Origin of the sequence: Alteromonas gracilis (assembly GCF_043642145.1) — a bacterium.
Classification (GTDB): Bacteria; Pseudomonadota; Gammaproteobacteria; order Enterobacterales; family Alteromonadaceae; genus Alteromonas; species Alteromonas gracilis_B.
In genome coordinates, this window is the sequence record NZ_JBHZRZ010000003.1 from 141364 (window position 1) to 162220 (window position 20857).

General features: G+C 43.6%; 18 protein-coding genes. 9 read left to right on the forward strand and 9 right to left on the reverse strand.

Translation table 11 applies throughout. From position 1 onward, the window contains the following. Positions 1 to 47: 47 nt before the first annotated feature. The 4 genes from ACHUFN_RS07565 to ACHUFN_RS07580 form a co-directional block, all read right to left on the reverse strand. On the reverse strand, positions 48 to 812 hold the full coding sequence (locus ACHUFN_RS07565; protein WP_394221721.1) for a substrate-binding periplasmic protein: 765 nt from the start codon (positions 810 to 812) through the stop codon (positions 48 to 50). A gap of 147 nt (positions 813 to 959) precedes the next feature. Beyond that, on the reverse strand, positions 960 to 2522 hold the full coding sequence (gene ppx, locus ACHUFN_RS07570) for an exopolyphosphatase (RefSeq protein WP_394221722.1): 1563 nt from the start codon (positions 2520 to 2522) through the stop codon (positions 960 to 962). 16 nt (positions 2523 to 2538) lie between these two features. After that, positions 2539 to 4611, reverse strand: coding sequence for a polyphosphate kinase 1 (ppk1, locus tag ACHUFN_RS07575; protein WP_394221723.1), 2073 nt, complete (start codon positions 4609 to 4611; stop codon positions 2539 to 2541). Positions 4612 to 4778: 167 nt separating this feature from the next. Further along, entirely contained in the window at positions 4779 to 5285 is a 507-nt protein-coding gene (locus ACHUFN_RS07580; RefSeq protein ID WP_394221724.1) for a glycine cleavage system transcriptional repressor, read from the reverse strand. A 209-nt stretch (positions 5286 to 5494) separates the two neighbouring features. Here ACHUFN_RS07580 and ACHUFN_RS07585 point away from each other — a divergent pair, with 209 nt between their 5' ends. From ACHUFN_RS07585 to ACHUFN_RS07605, 5 genes are all read left to right on the forward strand, one after another. Continuing rightward, positions 5495 to 7672, forward strand: coding sequence for an ABC transporter permease subunit (locus tag ACHUFN_RS07585; protein WP_394221725.1), 2178 nt, complete (start codon positions 5495 to 5497; stop codon positions 7670 to 7672). Continuing rightward, positions 7665 to 9224 (forward strand): phosphate ABC transporter permease PstA, encoded by a 1560-nt coding sequence (gene pstA / locus ACHUFN_RS07590; RefSeq protein ID WP_394221726.1) that lies wholly within the window; start codon positions 7665 to 7667, stop codon positions 9222 to 9224. The genes ACHUFN_RS07585 and pstA overlap by 8 nt, the downstream gene beginning before the upstream one ends. A gap of 17 nt (positions 9225 to 9241) precedes the next feature. Beyond that, positions 9242 to 10048, forward strand: coding sequence for a phosphate ABC transporter ATP-binding protein PstB (gene pstB / locus ACHUFN_RS07595; RefSeq protein ID WP_394221727.1), 807 nt, complete (start codon positions 9242 to 9244; stop codon positions 10046 to 10048). 96 nt (positions 10049 to 10144) lie between these two features. After that, positions 10145 to 10861, forward strand: coding sequence for a phosphate signaling complex protein PhoU (gene phoU / locus ACHUFN_RS07600; protein ID WP_394221728.1), 717 nt, complete (start codon positions 10145 to 10147; stop codon positions 10859 to 10861). A gap of 340 nt (positions 10862 to 11201) precedes the next feature. Continuing rightward, positions 11202 to 12473 (forward strand): inorganic phosphate transporter, encoded by a 1272-nt coding sequence (locus ACHUFN_RS07605; RefSeq protein WP_394221730.1) that lies wholly within the window; start codon positions 11202 to 11204, stop codon positions 12471 to 12473. A gap of 130 nt (positions 12474 to 12603) precedes the next feature. Here ACHUFN_RS07605 and ACHUFN_RS07610 read toward each other — a convergent pair whose 3' ends face one another. Further along, positions 12604 to 13581, reverse strand: a complete 978-nt coding sequence (locus tag ACHUFN_RS07610) for a universal stress protein (protein WP_394221731.1) — start codon at positions 13579 to 13581, stop codon at positions 12604 to 12606. Between the two features lie 299 nt (positions 13582 to 13880). On the opposite strand from ACHUFN_RS07610, the gene ACHUFN_RS07615 reads away from it, so the two are divergent. The 4 genes from ACHUFN_RS07615 (at position 13881) to ACHUFN_RS07630 (ending at position 17266) form a co-directional block, all read left to right on the forward strand. Continuing rightward, complete coding sequence (locus tag ACHUFN_RS07615) at positions 13881 to 14789, forward strand: hydrogen peroxide-inducible genes activator (RefSeq protein WP_394221732.1); 909 nt, start codon at positions 13881 to 13883, stop codon at positions 14787 to 14789. 205 nt (positions 14790 to 14994) lie between these two features. Beyond that, on the forward strand, positions 14995 to 15525 hold the full coding sequence (locus ACHUFN_RS07620) for an RNA polymerase sigma factor (RefSeq protein ID WP_394221733.1): 531 nt from the start codon (positions 14995 to 14997) through the stop codon (positions 15523 to 15525). Further along, positions 15525 to 16307 carry an anti-sigma factor gene (locus ACHUFN_RS07625; protein WP_394221734.1) on the forward strand — a complete coding sequence of 261 codons (783 nt, stop codon included), beginning with the start codon at positions 15525 to 15527 and terminating at the stop codon, positions 16305 to 16307. Before ACHUFN_RS07620 ends, ACHUFN_RS07625 begins: the two co-directional genes overlap by 1 nt. 17 nt (positions 16308 to 16324) lie before the next feature. Further along, a complete protein-coding gene (locus ACHUFN_RS07630) occupies positions 16325 to 17266 on the forward strand; it encodes a hypothetical protein (RefSeq protein ID WP_394221735.1) in 942 nt (313 codons plus the stop codon). Between the two features lie 92 nt (positions 17267 to 17358). Here the strand turns inward: ACHUFN_RS07630 and ACHUFN_RS07635 are convergent, their stop codons facing one another. The 4 genes from ACHUFN_RS07635 to ACHUFN_RS07650 all read right to left on the reverse strand — a co-directional run bounded on the left by ACHUFN_RS07635 (position 17359) and on the right by ACHUFN_RS07650 (position 20677). Then, positions 17359 to 17874 carry a hypothetical protein gene (locus ACHUFN_RS07635; protein WP_394221736.1) on the reverse strand — a complete coding sequence of 172 codons (516 nt, stop codon included), beginning with the start codon at positions 17872 to 17874 and terminating at the stop codon, positions 17359 to 17361. Positions 17875 to 17900: 26 nt separating this feature from the next. Beyond that, positions 17901 to 18557, reverse strand: a complete 657-nt coding sequence (trhA, locus tag ACHUFN_RS07640; protein ID WP_394221737.1) for a PAQR family membrane homeostasis protein TrhA — start codon at positions 18555 to 18557, stop codon at positions 17901 to 17903. 266 nt (positions 18558 to 18823) lie between these two features. Continuing rightward, positions 18824 to 19750, reverse strand: coding sequence for a lipase secretion chaperone (locus ACHUFN_RS07645; protein ID WP_394221738.1), 927 nt, complete (start codon positions 19748 to 19750; stop codon positions 18824 to 18826). Between the two features lie 3 nt (positions 19751 to 19753). After that, the gene (locus tag ACHUFN_RS07650) at positions 19754 to 20677 is read right to left on the reverse strand and encodes a lipase family alpha/beta hydrolase (protein ID WP_394221739.1); all 924 of its coding nucleotides are present in this window, start codon (positions 20675 to 20677) and stop codon (positions 19754 to 19756) included. Positions 20678 to 20857 lie beyond the last annotated feature (180 nt).

Below are 20857 nucleotides of genomic sequence, written 5' to 3' on the forward strand. Positions count from 1 at the left end.
ACAACACTAGTCGAGGCCAAATGTAGGCTTAGGGACGCAGAGAGGGACTAGTTTGCCAAAGATGGCTCTAGTCCCCACTTGTTAAGGATACGTGCGTACTCGCCATTCGCCTCCAATATAAACAATGCTCTTTTAAGTGCTTCGACTTTATCTTGCTCGGTCTCAAGTCCGGTCGCCACGAAAAGGTCTGCACCTAACGCTTCAATCACATATTCACTGGTCACGTCGTCGGGATTGTACCCTGCATCACTTATTTCATATTTACCTGTATTAAAATCTGCTATTGCAAAGTCAATTCGCTCCATATAAAGCAGCTTCCACAGCAACGATGTATCGGCAACCAAGGCCAGATTTTTATTTTCTTCAAAGCCTTTTTGCTGCAAGTACGTCGCTGCGCCATAACCGCGAACTGAGCCTACTCTGTAGCGCTTGGCATCCTCAATTGATGAAATGTGTGATACGTCTTTTCGTTTTAAACGAATGAGTTCAGCTTGCATGTGATTAACCGCGAAAAGCCACTGAAATTTGTCTTCCCTTTTAGGCGTTTTTAGCAATGATAAAAGCACTAGGTTTGGCTTTTCGTGCGTTTCTTGATATGCACGGGCCCATGGCATGTGTTCCAACGAACTGGTAAATGGGAGTAATGGTTTGAGCGCGTTTACTAAGTCGACATTGACACCTTGGGCTTTGCCGCTTTCGTCAAGCGAATAGTAGGGGGGAGTTGCTTCACTTAAAAAATAGATATGGTTGGACGATGCGAAAGCACACGTGCTAACAACCAGCAATAAAGATAACCAGACACTACGAAACATAACTGCTGTTCAAAACCTATAAAATAATGCGCTTTAAGGCTTTTAAAATAAAATGAATCTTGTCAGCAGTATACGCGTTTTATAGACAAATAGTACTTTTATTTGCCTATAAAATGTTCAGTTTTTGCTTGTGCTCAGTAAATGTCGCTACTCCATATTCGGATGAAGCTGTTCAATATCAGGAAAAACGACAAGTTTTAAGTCTAATGCTTTCCAATAGTGCCTTTCTCGCAGTAAGTCGGCAGAGATAATGGGCTTTTCATCCAGCCAGCCATCAGGAAACGTGATAGCGAGCTCGTTCTTTTCTACCTTAATATCCAGTTCGGGAACAAAGCCTTCTTGGCGTTTTATATTTAGCAGCACACCTAATCGCAGCAATGCAATTAAACGCTTCACAGACTGCTCGTCAAACAAGTTAAACGCGGGTATTTCATTAGTGCGAATTTTCTTTCGGTGACATCGCACCAATGTGGCTAGCAATAGTTGTTGTTCTTGAGTAAACCCTGGCATATCAACATTGGCAAGAATATAAGCACTGTGCTTTTGAATGCCGCGAGAATTAATCTGCATTCCCACTTCATGCAAAAGTGCTGCCCATCCAAGCATACTTTTAAAGTCTCGCCCTTTGAGTTTCCATGCTTTTTCAGTGTCATTGAATAGCGAAAGAGTCGTATTGAGTACCATTGTCGCTTGTGAAGTGTCTACGTCATAGCGCGTTGCTAGGCTACTTGCTGTTCTACCCCGAATGTCTGCGTGATGTAGTTCATCTTCCATCTGATAAAGCACTCCCTCACGCAGGGCAGCGGGTGAATACACCAAACCTTCTATTTCAAGCGCCTTAAATACGGCAATTAAAATAGCAAGACCACCAGCAATAACCACGCGGCGATCTTCACTCAAATCTGGATAGCTTAGTTTGTCGATGTGCCCTGCATTGATAAATTGCTTCATTAAATTGCGCAAACTCTTCAGCGTTACGGGAATATCATGGCCATTAGGTCTGTCTTGCTGACAAAGCGTAAACAGCGAACGAATAGTACCTGATGTACCTATGCACTGAACCCAGCCGAGTCTTCGATACTTATTATCTATCATCTCAAGCTCTTGTTCAGCCGCAGTAATGGCCTTGTCAAAAGCTTTGGCTTTAAGTTCGCCTTCAGGGAAAAAGCGCTTAGTGTAGCTAACACAGCCCATTTGAAGACTACGACAAAGTAGCGGTGTAAATCCTTCGCCAATAACAAACTCTGTCGAGCCACCGCCAATATCAATTACTAACTGTTGGCCATCAGAATGATTGGTATGTGCCACACCAGAATATATCAGTCGCGCTTCTTCCACCCCAGAAATGACTTCAATAGGGTAAGGGAGGATGTCTTTTGCTGCGCAAATAAAATCACGCGCATTACGCGCCTTGCGCAGCGTATGAGTAGCTACAATTCTCACCGAATCAGGTTCGAAGCCTTTAAGGCTCTCTGCCACGACTTTGAGCATGGCTAACCCACGCTCCATGGCTTCATCAGATAAAATATCTTTGTCGTTAAGACCTTCAGCCAGTCTAACCTTTTGTTTTACTCGATGCAGAATTTGCACAGACCCAGCCACTATCCGTGCTACCACTAAGTGAAAGCTATTAGAGCCTATATCTAATGCCGCAACTTTACTTACTTCACGGGTTTCTACGCCATTAAAAACTGATTCGTGCTGAGTCATGTACTAACTATTTATCCTACAGTGTGTCTTCTAGCTTCTTCAAATAGTCGTAAATTTCTATTTGAGAGCGAAGTTTTTTACGATTTCCCCTGTGAACGTACTTGTTGCTCTGATCCTTGTCAATCACTCGCGCCTTCAGGGTATCTTTAAATTGTAGTTCCATTATATCAATAATGCGCTGTTGTAGACCTTTATCGTAAACAGGACAGCCTACTTCAATACGGTTGTCCATATTTCGGGTCATCCAGTCAGCCGATGATATATACACTTTTCTATCGCCACCGCCTTCAAAGATCATGACGCGTGGGTGCTCAAGAAACCTGTCCACAATTGAAATGATTTCAATGTTTTCACTTATGCCTTTTATGCCGGGATTAAGTGAACACATTCCGCGCACAATGCCTCGAATTTTCACACCAGCTTGGCTAGCGCGATACAAATCATCAATAAGCTCTTTATCAACAAGGTTGTTGATTTTAAATGTGATTTGCGCTTTTTGCCCCTGATTAAGGTGCTGAATTTCTTGGCGAATAAGCGACTGTACTTTGGTTCGCGCGTTAAGCGGAGATATCTGAAGGTGCTGGAACTTATAGCGTCTGTAGGGATATTGAATAAGATCAAATACCGCAACGCCCTCATCAGCGAGTTCTTGATTACGCGTGAACAAGCTGTAATCGGTATAGATCTTGGCGGTTTTCTCGTTAAAGTTACCTGTACCAAAGTGGGCATAATTCACCAAGCTACCGCGTTCTTCACGGGTAACAATACAAAGCTTAGAGTGAATTTTAAGTGTAGGTACACCAAGTACAACGCGGATCCCCGCATCGGTCATGCGCTTAGACCACTCAATATTAGCTTCTTCATCGAAACGTGCGCGAAGCTCTACCACAACGGTCACCTTTTTTCCGTTGTCTACGGCATCAATCAGCGAGTTAATAATGCGTGAGTTGCTGGCTACACGGTAAATGTTGATGCGTATCGTTTTTACGTTTGGATCGAACGCTGCCTGACGCACAAATTCGGTAAAGTGAAGAAAGCGATGATACGGGTAATACAGCAAAATATCGCGCGCAGTGATGGCGTCGAAAACGGTGTTGTACTTTGAGAAGGCATTGCTATCGAGGGCAGGAAGTGGCGTGTGTTCTAAATATTCACGGCCCACGTTAGGGAACCCGATAAAGTCTTTGAAGTTTCGGTAATGCCCAGCCGCATGCATGGTATCAAGCTTGGTAATTTTCAATCGCTTGCGTAAATCCTGCTGCATATCTTGTGGCATATTGTTGTCGTAAATAACGCGAACAGGTTCAGCGATGAGACGTTGTTTCATACTTTCAGACATCTTTTCAACGAAGCTTTCGTCAATTTCTTCGTTAATCGAGTATTCAGCGTCACGGGTCATCTTGAATGAAAAGGCTTCGATTTCGTCGAATTTTACGAAACCACGGAAAATATCTTCAAGGCAAAGCTGAATCATATCATCCAGCATAATGATGCTCTTTTTCTTGCGGCTTTTTTGCGGTGGTATAAGCATGAAGCGCGACATTTCAGACGTGGGTACTTGAATCACGGCAAATCGCGGGTTGCGGTCCTTCCTTCTCAGCGCTACATATAAATAAACGGACGTACCGTTTAAGCGGCTAAGCAAATCTGTTTTTTTATCAATTAAAATTGGGGCAATGTGCCTAAGCGCCTTGTTTATAAAAAAGTTCCTTACCCACTGCCGTTGATAATCATCTAAATCATTTTTACGAAGAATATGAATGTTGTAGCGCGCGAGCGCTTTCACCACTTCTTTGTGAATTTGGTCAAATTTTTCAGAAAGCTGTACCACTTTCTTTTGAATTTGTGCCATTAACACAGTTTGACGTTCTGCTTCCGCCTCATTGCCGTCATTTTGCGCAATGGTAATTTGTCGCTTTACATCAGCTGCGCGTACTCGATAAAACTCATCAAGGTTGTTGGAATAAATACCGAGAAATCGGATTCGCTCAACGGCGGGGTTGTTTCTATCTGCGGCTTCTTGAAGGACGCGTTCGTTAAACGCAAGCCAGCTTAATTCTTTGGGATAATATAAAACGTCGTTATCCATAATCTCTCAATTCACGTTTATAAAAATGGTCAAAGACTGCCATCAGTCGGTGACAATACTGTGACAACATATCGTCAGACGCTGACTAGGCCTTCCATGGTTTGCTGTGCTGAAACAGCCTTTAGATAGTGGTAACAATGTGTTTGCAAAAACAAACGCCATGACTTTCATCGCTTAGCGGTAATATCGACCACCAAATCATTCGCCAAAGACTCAAGTGCATCTTGCAGTGCGTCATCGTCGAATCCTTCAGGTACTGCAATTTCTGCCTTCGCTTTGAAAATAAGGCTGCCCCAATTTGGCGCACTTTCGCAATGAGATGAAAAAGTAAGAATATTAAGATTAAATTGGTTTAGAACGGAGGTTAGCTCTTGAACAATCCCTGTTTTATCATTGCCCATCACATCGACCGTTAACTTGGTTGTGTTGTTTTTCTCACTGTTTGCTACCGCCACCGACTGTACTGACAAGTCTTTGATAGCGTCTAACGCATCAATTAAGTCTTGCTGATTCTCATCTGAAACGTGCACTTCAACAAAGCCGGTAAACATACCTGCCATATGCGCAAAACTCGAGCCTTGCCAATTGCCTTCATGCTTGTAGACACACTTCGCTAAAGTGTCTACTAAACCAGGCTTGTCTTTACCCATGATGCTTATAACCAATGATTGCATGTGATGCTCCTTATTGGGCGTGTAGAGAAAAACTTTGATCGTCTTTCAGTTGGGTAATACCATAGGCGCAGAGTAGGTTGCGCGAAGGTAATGCAATAAACTTTCACTTGCTATTAGCATAACAAAACTTACACTGCTCATCAGTGCAATTTAGGGTTATTCTTCTTAAAAATGAAGAATTTCGAAAATAAAAATTACTAATCAGCCGCATGACTTTTGACAGCAACAGCACAAATAAAAAGCGCCAGCGTAGCGATAGGTTGTCACGTTATGTGGTGACGGGCTTTGGCGGCCTTGTTTTACTTACGTTAGTTGTTCTAGTTACCCATCTTATAAGTCAAGCAATGCCGTTGGCGTATACTCCCAGCTTGAAACTACTCTCAAATTTTCAAATACCTGAGAACGAAAAAATCATCAGTGCGGGAGATGTGATCAACAGTCAGCCCATGCTAGTTAGAAAGTCTGACTGCAGATTGGGGCTAAAGTTGCTTAAAGATGAGCAGTTAGTCAGTAATCACGACTATATACGCCCGTGTGATCATGTTTTGTCTGCCCATAGCGTGATGGGGGAAAATTTTATTGTCGACATATCGCCTAATGCACAAGTTAGGGTATTGCCAGTAAGGTCGTTTAATATTGGTGGCAATAATGCGGTGGACACGTCGACTAATGTCCCTCAAACCGCACTTTCAAACAACATCACGTTCTCTCTCCCAAAAGACATTTGGAATAAACGTGAAAGCTGGGACATAGCCCTATCATCAAAGTGGGCAGTAATATCAATATCGCAAGGGAACAGTGTATTTATTCGTTGGGTAAATCGACTTCGTCCTACGCAAATAATTGATAAACGTTTTAACGATACAAGAAGGCTTGTTTTGCTTCCCGGTGGTGAAAGCGCACTACTTCAAGTTGAAGACGGGCTTTATTTAAATAGATTGCAAGACAACGCGGCAACTCTGCTTCCTATAACTGGTGATATAAACTCTTCGCTTGACGAGCCCATTGTGTTTCCACTGGCTAAAGATCGCACTTTCTTTTTGATGAACACCAAAACCCAAGCATTGACACGCTGGGTTTTGAGTAAAAGTCAAAAAGGGCTGACCTTCGAGCAAACCTATCAAATTCAGCTTCCTAATGAAAAAGTAAAAGACGTTGCCGAGCACGCAAGTATGAATTTGGTGGCTGTATTGACCGACAAAGCACGTGTACTGCTTATTAACCGTGTATCGGGTGATGTGGTGTCTTCTCAAAAAATTGAAAGCACAGCAGAAAGCGTGATTTGGTATGGCAACAAGCTATATAGTTTCTCTAACAACACCCTGTCTGTGTGGGCAGGGCAACATTTAAGCGGTATCACAACATGGGCGTCGCTGTTTGAACCTCAACATTACGAAGGTTATGAACGTGAAGAGACGGTATGGCAAACAACCAGTGCCTCAGACTTTCAAGAGGCCAAATTTAGCCTTACTCCGCTTCTGATCGGCAGCATAAAAGCTTCTCTGCTAGCGTTACTTATTGCCATTCCCGTAGCGATAGGCGCAGCCATTTATACGGCCTTTTTTGCCAAGAGCCAGCTTCGCAATGTTTTAAAGCCAGCGATAGAGCTACTAGAAGCCATTCCCAGCGTATTAATCGGCTTTATTGCCGCTATATGGTTATCGCCAAAAGCCGAGCAATTTTTATTTTCCTTTGCGTTTTTCCTCGTCGTAATTCCTTTTGTATTAATTGTTGTGTCTTTAGTACAGCGCCCAATTGCCGAGTATTTACCTAAGCGGCTTAGGCATGGTGCAGAGCTTATCTTTGCGGTAAGTGGTGTATTCCTTCTCGGGTTTATAAGTGTTGAGTATGCGCCAACGTTTATGTTTTCTTTATTGGGTATAGATGGGTTTACTTTGCTTGCCGCCGAGTCAAATAGCCCAATTGGCAAAACTACCATTGTTGTTGCACTGGCATTAGGTGTGGCCATTTCGCCAAGTATTTACTCATTAGCTGAAGACGCCATTAACGGTGTGCCTAACGATCTTAAAAACGCCTCTTATGCGTTAGGTGCCACTCGATTACAAACCCTACTTTATGTTGTACTTCACGTAGCTTTACCCGGTATTGTTGCGGCTATTATGCTGGGCTTTGGGCGGGCGTTTGGTGAAACAATGATAGTGCTAATGGTTACTGGAAATACGCCAATATCAAGCTGGGGGCTTATCGAAGGTTTGCGAGCACTTACTGCTAATTTGGCAATTGAACTACCAGAGGCGGAAGTGTCGTCCGCACATTATCAAATACTGTTTTTTACTGCTTGTATTTTATTTTTATTTACATTTTTGGTGAATACCGTAGCAGAGCTTTTGCGACAGCGTTTAAGGAGCAGGGCGTACTATGGTTAATCGTACTTCATTTGGATTAAACGCTGCGCAGCGCCAATCGTTGGTCATTAGTTTAACGGCGTTTTTCACCAGTTTGCTTCTAATTGCTCTGGTAAGCGTGCTTATTCTTATTAGCTTTCGCGGTACTGCTTATTTTTGGCCTGAACCTATTTATAAGGTGACAGGCAAAGAAGAGAACGGCGACACATTTTCGGTATTAGCCAATATTTTTGATGCTTCTTCAAAAGGTGATATCACACTGAAATACTCAGATGCCTCGAATCCTTTCGGTTCCCAAAAGTTGTTGGCGCGAGAGCATTTACTTAGTTCGCAGCTTGCCAAAGAAGCGGCAGAAATCAAGTTATTAGATGGTAGAAGAGTGTTGGCAATTCCAGAACACATTGTTGTGCCATCTAAGCCTGCTCAATCGCTAGATAACATTGACGATGTAATGAAAAACGTGGCACAAATTAGCGCGCAGATTGAAGAATTAAATACTCGCCATTTAGCCCCCATTCACGAAGCTTTGTCTCAATTTGACAAGAGAAATGTAGTCAATGATGCACCCGCTAGAGAAAAGCTTGTTGCCTCCTTTAACGAATATCAAAAGCGAGTTGAAGCATTAGAAGTTACGCGTGCTCAGTATACCTTGCTGGTGAGCTTTGCTGACAGCACACCCTTTATTATTCCAATTTCAAGCATCCAAGATGTGGATTATGTTAGTCGACTGAGCACGTTCGAGAAATGGCAGGTAGTATTTTCTGAAATTGGCGTATTTCTTACTGACTCCCCTAAACAAGCGAATACGTCTGGTGGGGTTTTTCCCGCTCTGTTTGGCACGGTGCTAATGGTATTTTTGATGACCATTATCGTGACGCCTTTTGGCGTACTAGCTGCTATTTACTTAAGTGAGTATGCGCCAAATACAGCGCTGACCACCATTATTCGCGTAAGTGTGAGTAATATGGCTGGCGTACCTTCTATAGTATACGGCGTGTTTGGACTTGGCTTTTTTGTTTATACCTTGGGCGGCAGTATTGACGAGCTATTCTTTAGCGATTCGCTTCCTGCCCCCACTATGGGAAGCCCTGGCGTATTTTGGGCGGCGTTAACCATGGCTATTTTGACGCTGCCTGTTGTAATTGTGGCAACTGAAGAAGGGCTGCGTCGCGTACCAGACGGATTGAAAGCTGGTAGTTACGCATTAGGTGCAACCAAAATCGAAACAATAGTACGCACAGTGCTGCCAATTGCATCGCCTGGCATAATGACGGGTGTAATTTTAGCCATTGCAAGGGCTGCCGGTGAGGTTGCGCCACTTATGTTGGTTGGCGCGGTTAAGTTTGCTCCCACGCTGCCTATAGATGGAGAGTTTCCTTACCTTCATCTTGATAGGCAGTTTATGCACTTAGGCGTGCTTATTTATGACGGCGCATTTCATAGCCAAACCGATGGAAAAAGTGCAAGTATGATGTTTGCTGCCTGCTTACTATTGTTAGTGGTGGTTTTCATTTTAAATATCTTGGCTGTTGTGCTTAGGGCGCGTTTGCGCAAGCGCTATCTCAAAGGGTAATTACAGGTTTTTATAACATGTTGAAGTTGTTCGAACACAATACGCTAAACGTGAATGATATTAGTGAAGCGCAAACTGCGGTTGAGGTTAAAAGTCTCAATCTGTGGTTCGGCAGCAAGCACGTGCTTAACGATATCAGCATGCGAATACCCAAAAATAAGATAACGGCGTTAATTGGCCAAAGTGGCTGCGGCAAATCTACGTTGATTAGCTGCTTTAATCGACTTAACGATTTGTATGATAGCTGCAAATACAACGGCGAGATTATTATTGATGGGCAGAACATCAATAGTAGTAAAGTAAATGTGTCACGGCTTAGATCCAACGTTGGGATGGTGTTTCAGCGCCCTAATCCATTTCCTATGAGTATCTATGAAAACGTGTGCTACGGATTAAAACTTCAAGGTGTAAAAATTCGTCGTCATTTAGATGATGCGGTGGAAAGCGCACTTAAACAAGCAGCGCTATGGGATGAAGTGAAAGACCGACTGTTCGAATCTGCTCATGCATTATCTGGAGGCCAACAACAGCGTTTGGTTATTGCAAGAGCGCTGGCGTTAAAGCCCGATATCCTACTACTTGATGAACCGACATCTGCACTAGACCCACTAACCACGCTATTCATTGAGGAATTAATGGATGTATTAAAAAAACAATGCACCATTATTATCGTGACCCACAATATGCAGCAAGCGGCACGGGTTAGTGATTATACCGCGTTTTTCCATCAAGGTCGGTTAATAGAATACGCAGACAGTGACACGCTGTTCACTATGCCTGACAAAAAGCAAACTGAAGACTACATAACAGGTCGGTATGGATAAGCGCTTATTGCAGTTAGGTCGTATCAACGTAACAAATAGCGTTTGGAGCACGTATATATACAGTGCACTAATCCTAAGGCGCGAGGAGAATTAACCATGCGACAAGTTGCTTTAAATACGCATATCTCAGGTACGTTTAATATTGAGTTGGAAAACTTGCGAAACTCGGTATTAACCATGGGAGGCGAAGTTGAACAGCAATTGGTAGATACCCTGAAGGCGGTAAAACACAACCATGCTGGTTTGGCTGAGAAAGTGGTGTTAAACGACTTAAAGATTAACTCCATGGAAATTCAAATAGACGAAGAATGCTTGCGTATTATTGCAAAACGACATCCCACCGCCAGTGATTTGCGCTTAATCATGACTATTTCTAAAGCCATCACTGACATTGAGCGAATGGGAGATGAAATAGAACGTATTGCGAAGCTTGTCACTCGCAACAAATTACCTACCTCAGATACCATCAAAAGTAGTATGTTGCTTATTGGTGAGCGAGTTGCTGCCATGATGCGAGGAACTTTTGACGCCTTTGCCCGACAAGATGAAGCGGCGGCGCTTGAAGTGTATGACCAAGACAACCGCATTGATAGCGAGTATAAACGGTTGTTATCGTATACGACCTCTGAAATGGAAAAGAGCACAGAAGACATGCAAGATTGGCTAGACGTGCTGTGGGCGCTGCGTTCGTTAGAGCGTATTGGGGACAGATGTAAAAACGTATGCGAGTATGTGGTTTATCTTACTCGTGGTACAGATGTTAGACATACACCGTTGGAAAACATGCAGCAAAAGCTGGAAGATTTGACGTAAACCTGTCCAATTGGTCAGTGCTTTTTTGCGTGAATGTTGTCACAGATGAACAAACGAGAAATTTATTTGTCATAAAACTGAAATATTTGGTGGTTTTATCATCGCATTCAAATAATTCCGCATACTTTTATCGTTTTTCAGTGATTTTCGCTATGGCTTCTAAGATGATTACGTTATCATGCGCCGCAGCCAAGAACAGATCGTGCAAAATTTAATCGAACCTTATGATAAAACACAATTTGTCTTTAACTTCTTTCTCTCGCCCTTGGGGTGAAGGGATCATGCTACTTACTCAAGTAGCGTCCAGCCTAAATCGCGTTTAGATCGGGAGCGATTATCCGTGGAATTTTTTGAAAGTTATGGCCTAATTCTTATAATCCTTGCCGCCGGCGTTGGTTTCGTCATGGCATGGGGTATTGGAGCGAATGACGTTGCCAACGCAATGGGTACGTCAGTAGGTTCTAAAGCTTTAACCATAAAACAAGCCATTGTCATTGCAATGATATTTGAGTTTGCTGGCGCCTACCTAGCTGGTGGCGAAGTGACATCTACCATTCGAAAAGGAATTATCGACTCAACCTATTTTATAGACATTCCTGAATACTTGGTATTAGGTATGATCTCATCACTACTTGCAGCCGGAATCTGGCTAGCAGTAGCGTCGTGGTTGGGGTGGCCTGTATCGACAACTCACTCAATTATTGGTGCAATCATCGGCTTCACTGCAACGGGCGTCAGTATGGACGCGGTAGCGTGGGATAAAGTCGGTGGTATCGTGGGAAGTTGGGTGGTTACGCCTGCAATTTCTGGCGTTATTGCTTACCTTATTTTCATGAGTGCGCACAAACTTATTTTCCAAACTGAGTCTCCGTTTCAAAATGCCAAGCGTTACGTGCCTTTTTACATGGCGTTAGCGGGCTTTGTAATGTCGCTAGTTACCATCAAGAAAGGTCTTAAACACGTTGGCTTAGAGTTAAGCGCAGTTAACGGGTATCTATTGGCTATTGGAATTGCTGTAGCACTAGGCTTTTTGGGTAAATGGTTTATCGGCCGTATGAAGTTCAGCGGCTCTGAAGATGCAGATTTACAGGCAGCAAACGTAGAGAAAGTGTTTGCGCTTCTTATGGTAGTAACAGCATGTTGTATGGCGTTTGCTCATGGCTCAAATGATGTTGCCAATGCAATTGGTCCATTAGCTGCCGTAGTCAGTGTTGTTACCAGCGGTGGTGAGATTAATTCAAGCACTACACTTGCGTGGTGGATCCTACCTCTTGGTGGCTTAGGTATTGTTGCGGGTCTTGCGCTATTTGGTCATCGCGTTATCAAAACCATCGGCCAAGGTATTACGCACCTTACGCCAAGCCGCGGTTTTGCTGCAGAACTTGCAGCTGCATGTACGGTTGTAATTGCATCGGGTACAGGCCTACCAATTTCAACCACGCAAACGCTAGTGGGCGCGGTATTGGGCGTAGGTTTAGCACGCGGAGTGTCGGCACTTAATTTAGGCATTGTTAGAAATATCGTTGTGTCGTGGATTGTTACATTGCCTGCTGGCGCAGTACTATCGATTATTTTCTTCTACATTCTGAAAGCATCGTTTGGCGTAGCGTAGTACACAACGTCAACCTAGCGATAAGAATTAAAAAAATGGCCGCACTTTGTGAAAAGTGCGGCCATTTTTCTTTATGTTTTTCTCTGTTGTTGCTCATGCTATTGGAACATGCATTTACGTAGTGGCATGTTTAGTCAACGGAAATTGGTGTTTCAAAACCTCGTGGCTTTACCCCAACTACTGCACATTTTAGCTGGTGAATAGTTTCTTCAGCGGTATCTCCCATGATGTAGCCAGGAACGCCCAATCTCGCCACTGTGCCCATCACAATAATGTCGGTATCAAGGGATGTGGTGGTGGCAGCAATTTCTCTTCTTGGGTAGCCATGTACGATGTGCTTTTGAGGCTTTAGGTAATCTAAAACGTCGTCATCAAGTTCACTACCCAACTCTTCAAGCAGTTTATCTAGCTCAGCTTCACGCTCGGCATGAATTTTAGCTAGATCGGTTTCCATTCTGTCGTTATCTACCGATATAAAACCATCTCTTGCTATATTTTCAGGCACGGCGTCAAACACGTGAACGATATGCAGTTGTGCAAATTCAAGCAGCGCAATTTGACTGGCGTGTCGCAAAATATCGCGGTTGAGATCGCGCCTAATTGAAACTTCGTGCTGCGGGTAGTGGTAATTTAAATCTAGCGCCGCCACCACATTTTTATATTGACTACGAGGCTTGTGATTGATTATCCAAACAGGGCACGGACATTTGCGAAATAAACGCATATCTAAGCTGCCGAATAGCTTGTCCAAAAAGCTTTCTTCGGCTCTTTTGATTACTAAGTCTATGTTGTTCTTTTGCACGTAACGAACAACGTCAATTAACGGTTGACCAACGGTGACTGCCGTAGATACGTCGTAATGCTTACCCCAGCTTTCAGCTTGTTCTTCCAACCAATGTTGGGCTTGTGTTTCCATGGTCTGTTGTGAATCAACATAAGAAAACGACTCCATTACCATACTGGCATTTGGCGGTAAGGCCTCTAACGAAAGCATAATGGTAAGCGAGGCTTGGTGTGCTTTGGCGATATGTAGTGCTTGGGCAACGGTGTCATCCTGACGGTGAGAGTCGCTCAATACACATAAAATGTTTTTGTAATGTCCTTTCATATTGCCCTCTAAAGTTATTCACGATATAGCTGAGTTGTTACAAGCGCACGTAAAACCTCGCTATTATGTATGCCGCAATTATCTTTGCACTTTAATCCTAACGTTACTTTTATAGGCTTTCCAGCGTGGTTTAGCTAGTTCTCCGTGCCTTTTTCTTGTAGCTCAAGGGTCACAGGTAACAGCCTTTAAAAACCTTAATCGTGGGCCTGATTCAATGGGCGACGCTATGCGGTTTATAATCTTTATGTTAGATTAAACTATCATCTTTTAATCCCTTTTTAGTAAATTGTGAGATGCCCATGAAATGGCCAAACCTTAAGCACCTTCATTATTTGGTGACACTGCACCAAGAGCAACATTTTCATCGTGCTGCTTCGCGTTGCAATGTAAGTCAATCGACATTGAGTACGGCCATTCAAAACTTAGAAGAGCATTTTGGAAGCCAATTGCTTGAACGCGAACATAAAACTTTTGTGTTCACTTCATTAGGGTTAGACATCGTTGAGCGCAGTAAAGTACTGCTACAAGACGCGGGAGAGCTAGTTGAGTATGCCCAAAATGCCGGGAACTGGCAGCGAGGCACGTTAAAACTAGGCGTTATTCCAACCATTGCACCATTTTTATTTGAAGGTATGTTAGGCGCTTTTTCGGCGTTTCTGCCTGATATTAATTTAGAAATGCAGGAAGACACGACCGAGAAATTGCTTCAACAGTTAACTGACGGCAGATTAGATCTACTGATACTAGCGCTTCCAATGGAAACGCCGGGATGCAAGCAAATGATATTGGGGCATGACCCATTTCACCTCATTGCGCATAAAGAAATGGCTGAGCAGCTTCCAAGCCCCGTCGATATATCCACGCTGCCTAAAAAGAGTATCTTCTTACTTCAGCAAGAACACTGTATGACAGGTCATGCGGTAAGTGCGTGTAACCTTCAGCATAGCGACCAAATAAGCAGTGTTGCGGCAAGCAGTTTATATACATTGGTTCAGCTTGCGAACAGTAAAATGGGGTACACCTTTTTACCCGAACTCGCTTTGAATCAATCAATTCTTGAGCACACAGGGCTTAAGAGTTTTCCTGCTGAAGAGCAAGGTTTTCGCGAAATAGGCTTAGTGTGGCGTTCAGGCACGACACGCATGCAGCTGTTTCGTAGAATTGGCGAAATAATCTCGCCATTGCTGCCAATTCCTACATTGAAATAAATTTAGCGCATGTAGTGCGCTACATACGTCTCTTTTCAAGCGGTTGAGCGTATACGTTCAGCCGCTTTTTTATCTTTATCACCACTTTCTATCAGCATCGCTCAAATGCACAAATATTTATTTTTGATAATTAAACAAACTTTTTTGCAAAGCTCGTCGACTTAATGGTTAAGTAAAAAAATAGAGTGCAAAAACGGGGAACAGCGTGTTTAAAAAACGAGATGAAAAACTCGTGGAACAAGCATTGAAAGGTAATAAAAAAGCGTGGTTTACGCTTATTTCTCGCTACGAAACCGCTATGTACCAATACGGTATTCGGATGACGGGGAACAGCCATGATGCGGCCGATTTAATGCAGGAGATTTTTATCTCTGTTTTTCGCAGCCTTGCATGTTTCAAAGGAGAAGGAAGCTTTAAAAGCTGGCTTTATCGCATTGCTCACTGTCGCTGCGTGGAGTTGTATCGCAAGCGAAAGCCGCATTCAGATATCGATGATATACAAGCGCCGCTTTGCGATGCGCCATGCCCTGAAATGCAACTGTACAGCGACAGAGAAAGTAAAGCGCTCACCCACGCTATGCAAACTTTGCCCTTGGGGCAAAAAGCAGTCGTGGAATTGAAATTCTTTGGCCAGTTCACTTTCGAAGAAATTGCACAGCAAATGGATATATCGGTGAATACGGCAAAATCGAGGCTTTACGCAGCCTTAGCAAAATTAAAGTTGGAGTTGGAATAATGACCTTACATGACAAAGAAGCCTTATTCTCAGCTTATTTGGCAAACTCGCTGTCTAGCGAGCAAGAAAAGCAGTTTAAAGCATTGTGTGAATCAGACCCTGAATTTGCACAGGCAGTAGCTAACAGCGCGCGTTTGAACGACTTAAGTGCAAACTTTGTCGCTCCAATGCTGCCTCAGTGGGACAAAGAGCAAACCTTTTTTAGTAACGATAAAAAGCAATCGTATTCTAGCTGGTTTAGTTTGCCTGCATGCGCCATGGCGATGTCGGCCTGTGCGCTACTTGCAGTACTAACAGGTGCTAATTTTACGTACAGCGATAAGGGTATTGCGCTGACATTCTCAAACAGCAATTCAGTTACGGTAGATGAAGTGGTTGAACAACGGGTGACACAAGAAGTGGCTAAAGCGCTGGGTGAACAGCGTGATTACTATCAACAGGCAAATCAAGCATTGTTCAAAGAATACGCCCAAGCGCTTTCGACTCAGCAGCAGCAAAGTAGCGCAGAGCTTACAAAATATTTATTGGCGTCGAGTAGAGAAGAGCGCAAGCAAGACTTTGCAGAGCTTATCAAGTTTATTAACGAGCAACGTATTGACGATCAGCGCTTCTACGCACGTCAGTTTACGCGACTACAAGATGAAATTGATGAAATAGAGGTTGGATATAGCGCAGTGTCTTTACCAAGCGCAAACAATCGCTCTGATGCAAATGCTCGCTCTGCGGTGCCATCTACTAACCCTTATACCTCGAACAATCCACAGTCATCACTAGACGACTAACGTAATTAGGTGAACTTATGAAACGATTACTAACGGTTTTGCTACTTTGCTCTACTACTTCTGGCTTTGCAAACGCGCAAAGTCCTCAAAAGTACGACGCACTCTCGAATGAATTGGAAATAATGTCAGGCGTGTTAAAAACATCACTAAGGCAGAGTGCAGCGTCTAACACCTACAGAGTCAGTCAAATTGAAGCAAGCTACCTTGCAGGACAAGGCGCCGTATTCACTTTTTCAGTGAGAGGGCAAAGCGGAAACTGGGTACATGAAATAGAAACCTTGGTTGAAGGACTCGTTGATTCGGTGCCTCCCGTTCCGCCTGTTCCACCATTGCCCCCCGTGAATTCGGTTAGTGAATTAGATGACATGGTGTTTGAAACCGCACACGAGTGGGAGGCCTACGCCGAAGAAACCAGTCATCGTTTTTCACAAGCTTTTGCAGATAAAAATAGCCGCTTGCGAGACTTGCGCAGCATGCAGCGAGAACTTGCTTGGGAAGCAAGAGAGGTAGAACGGGTACTACGTGATATTTCGTTTGAGATGCGTCATGCAGACGAGCCACGCAAAAAGGAACTACTGGCGAAAAAAGAGGAATTTGAGAAAAAACTTAAGCAGTTTGAAACGCGTGAAGGGGCATTGAAAGATGAACTTCAAGCAATAGAGCAAGAACAAGCAAAACAGATAGAAGAGCGTAAAGCAAAACAGCAAAAAGCGTATAACACGTTTCTTGCAGGCTTTGAAGCTGGTTTGAGTGACACCTTGTGTCGATTTGGCTCAGGTTTAAGAGGTCTGCCTGAAAGTGAACATATCAGCATGGTGCTGAAAGACTTTGAAGTTGATGATAACCGTAAGCGCAAAGATAGAATTTATGTCTTCAAACGCGCAGATATTATTCGCTGCGTTCAAGAAAAAATAGATGCGAACACGTTACTTACAAACGCCAATATCTATCAGTTTTAAGCGTAGAGTAACAAGTAGCTGAACAAATGACAGAGTAATAGTAGATACAAAGCGCGCGCTGCTGACATAAAGGGCAGCGCGCTTTTTGTGCGTTACATTTTCGGTGCAATATGCCCTAGCTCTGCAGCCCACGTAAGCTCTGAGCGCAGCAGGCTGTTTGCGGCACTTGCACCAAAGCTATGCAGTGCATTGTAAGCGCTATTTGATGGAACACGGCAGTAGTGGCATAGGGCATAGAAAAGCAAACTACATCGGTGTTGAGAGCCGTCGCAGTGTAGGTAAATTTTGGCGCCTTCGCTAAGCATTTGCGACAGCTCATGCAGGTACTGATGAAGGTGCACATCTTCGGTGGGAGAGTCTGATGATGGGTGCATAAAAGGCACCCACAGCCATTCTAAGCCAGCTTCCAGTGAGTTATCACGAATGATTGGAGCGTGCTCATCGCTGGTTTGTACGGTTGCAATATGAGTTACACCCAAAGACTTTAAACGCCTAAAATCATTTTCTGCAGGCTTTTTTCCTAAACATATTTGCCCAGCACGTAGTGAAAACCACGCGATTTTTGGCGCAACGTCTGTGCTATTTTGCTCTTTCTCAGCTGGTTGCATATTGGTGCTTTTCTGACCTTATCTCGTTAAACGACAAAGTAATAAATTGAAAAGTAATGGCAGCTACATCCTCCAATAACGAACATATGCCAAATTGCGTGGGTATATTTTACCTTTTTCGCCACATAAAAGCACACGCCTACGCTAAAACACAGCCCTCCTGCTACCAATAGCCAAAGCCCCGCACCAGGAAGCGCAACATATAGTGGGTAAATCAGGCCAAGCGCAATCCATCCCATAAGCAAATAGGTCATAACTGATACTTTTGGGAATCGATGCTGCGCTATCAGTTTAAATGCCACGCCACCAATGGCTAAACACCAAATAATAGCAGTCATGGTAATACCTAATGCGCCACCAATTGAAACAAGCAAAAGCGGTGTGTAAGTGCCCGCTATCAATAAATATATTGCACTGTGGTCAAATAGCTTGAGCCAGCCTTTTGCTTTTTGGTGTGAGATAGCGTGGTATAGGGTAGAGCTTAGAAACATCAAAATGAGTGTAGAGCCGTAAATCGCGGCAGTGGTGAGCGCTAACGCATTGTCAGCGCGATACAGCATAAAAACCAAACCTACAATGGCTGCAATAAAGCCCATGCCGTGGCTTATGCTGTTTAACCATTCCTCAATAGCTGAATAAGCTTTTGCAGGAATACTTTTTGTCTGTGTTTGTTTGTGGGTCATCACAGCTCCTGTATTTCGTTTTTGCAAAATTCACGTTGCGACTATTTGCAAGCATTAGCACAGCGTAGCCCTGCTAGTTAAGGGCTCCCTTACTTCGATACGTGTTAGGTATTGTTCTTACTAAGGTGCTGCATCAATAATAGCGTACAATTGTTCGCTGAGTAACTAAATAGTAGCAGATAGCGCAATGTGTTTGGCAATAAAATAATGACGCGATAAGGCGAGGGAAGGGATAAAGGTACGAGATTATTTTTTTGATTGCAGCCCTAATTATGGTGTTTAAGCAATACTCGTAGTCGCTTTTGTTCGTTAGAATTAAAGCGGCCTTCTGTTAACTCTTTTTTCAATTGATTAAAGCGTTTTGCATCATCTGCATACTCTAGCTTCAATGCCTTAAGGTCGTCGCGGTATTGATTAACCCGCTGTTGCCAAGCTTGGCGTGCTTGTTTAACTTTAATCAATCGCTCAGCGGCGGGTTGCCCGACTTCTGCGGCAAGCTCATTAAATTGGTGACTGCTTAATGAGGATTCATCGGCCATCAGCGCAGTAATTTTTCGCAGCGTTTGCGTTGGCGTGACCGCCTGTCGCATGCCGTCAGGCAATTGAGAAATGTGATGTTCTAATAGTTCGGCTTTCTGTTGTTCGTTTAACGTCTCGTCACGATTTATCGCCATCCTCTGCAGCGCGTATTCATCCCACTGCTGTAACGGCTCAAAAAGAGCCTGTCGCTCAGCCTCAGAAAATAACTGCAATTGCAGCGCATTAATTTGGTCAATTCGTCGTCGAATGTTATCAAGGTTAGACTCGTGATAACTGTCGAACTCATGTAATTGCATTTTGTAATCAATATATCGGGAAAACAGATCACGAAGTTCATCGCAATACGATAAGGCTTTGCAATGCTCGTTAAATTGCGTCCACATGACAGTGTCACTTTCTTCGTAAAAACTCACAAAATAATCGAACAATGTTCTTAGTTCTTCATTCAGCCAGTCTGTTTCATCGTGTGCAATGCTGCTAGCGTCGATGTCGATACTTGGCAATTTTGGGCTTGTGACAGATGGGTCAACTAAGGGAGCATCAGTTTTTTTTATATCGACGTGTTGCGTAGACTCGTCGACTCGCTTTGGCAACAACACATAGCCAAGCACAACAGCAAACACAGCGATAAAACAAAGCCAATGCCCCTTCATTGATTATAACCCCATGTTTTTCAGTCTATTCGCGTGCTGGCGATACAATGTCACTGGGTCGGTTTCGAACAAGTGATGAATACCGAATGTGTGGTTAATTTCGTCGACGTGATTCATGCGATAATTGTCTTTTAACACATAGCCTAAGTGGCTACTGCAGGTTGCTACAAGACCGTCGCTAGGCTCATTAAATGCAAGACTAACCGCGAGAATAGGGGCGTCCAATACATCAAGCACGTTGGTCAATGCTTTGCCACCACTCCATGAGAAATAGGTAACACCATTTGGCGCCACCAAGTCGCCCTGACCACAGTATTGACTAGGTATCCCTTCGGGGTAATCGGCATTAAAAGCCAAGCTGCCAGCGGTGGTAAGTACATCCATTGCTGCAAGCGAGTCTTGTGGTAAACCACTATTACCTGAAAACCACTCTACTATGTTGCCAAAGCCGTCGGCAATCGACGCAAGAGCTGACTCTGTTAGCGAGCCTTCTGGCAGGGTACCACGCACAGCATCTGCGACTTTTGAACCCCAGTTTACGCCGCCAATGCTTGTTACTGATGCGACTAGTTCTGGACTTACTGAAGCAACATAACGTGCCGTTTGCGCACCTTGACTGTGACCAAATAGATTAACTTTTTCAGCACCAGTAATTGCTAAGATCTGTTCTACTTCTGCCAGCAATTGCTCTCCACGTAGCTCTGAACTATTTGCTGCAGATACTGCTGCCACATAAACTTCTGCACCACTACGGCTAAGGTTGTACGGTACGCGATAAAAATAGTCTATACCTAATACATCATCAAACCCGAATATACCGTGCACTAACACAATCGGGTATTTAGTTTCGGTGTAGCCACTTGCCAATGAAACATTGCTGAAACTTAAACTGATGCTCAGCATTAATAGCATGCATATCTTTTTCATTATTTCCTCTCTAATGTTACATATGGTTAACAACTTATTTACATAATTGTCGCAGAATTTTCAGAGGTCAAACCAGTTTGAGGGGAATTTGAATATATTCAGTATTCGATGCGTGAATGGTGAGTTAAAAAGGTGAGTTAAAAAGGTGAGTTAGAAAAAAGCGATAAAGTGAGTGAGAAG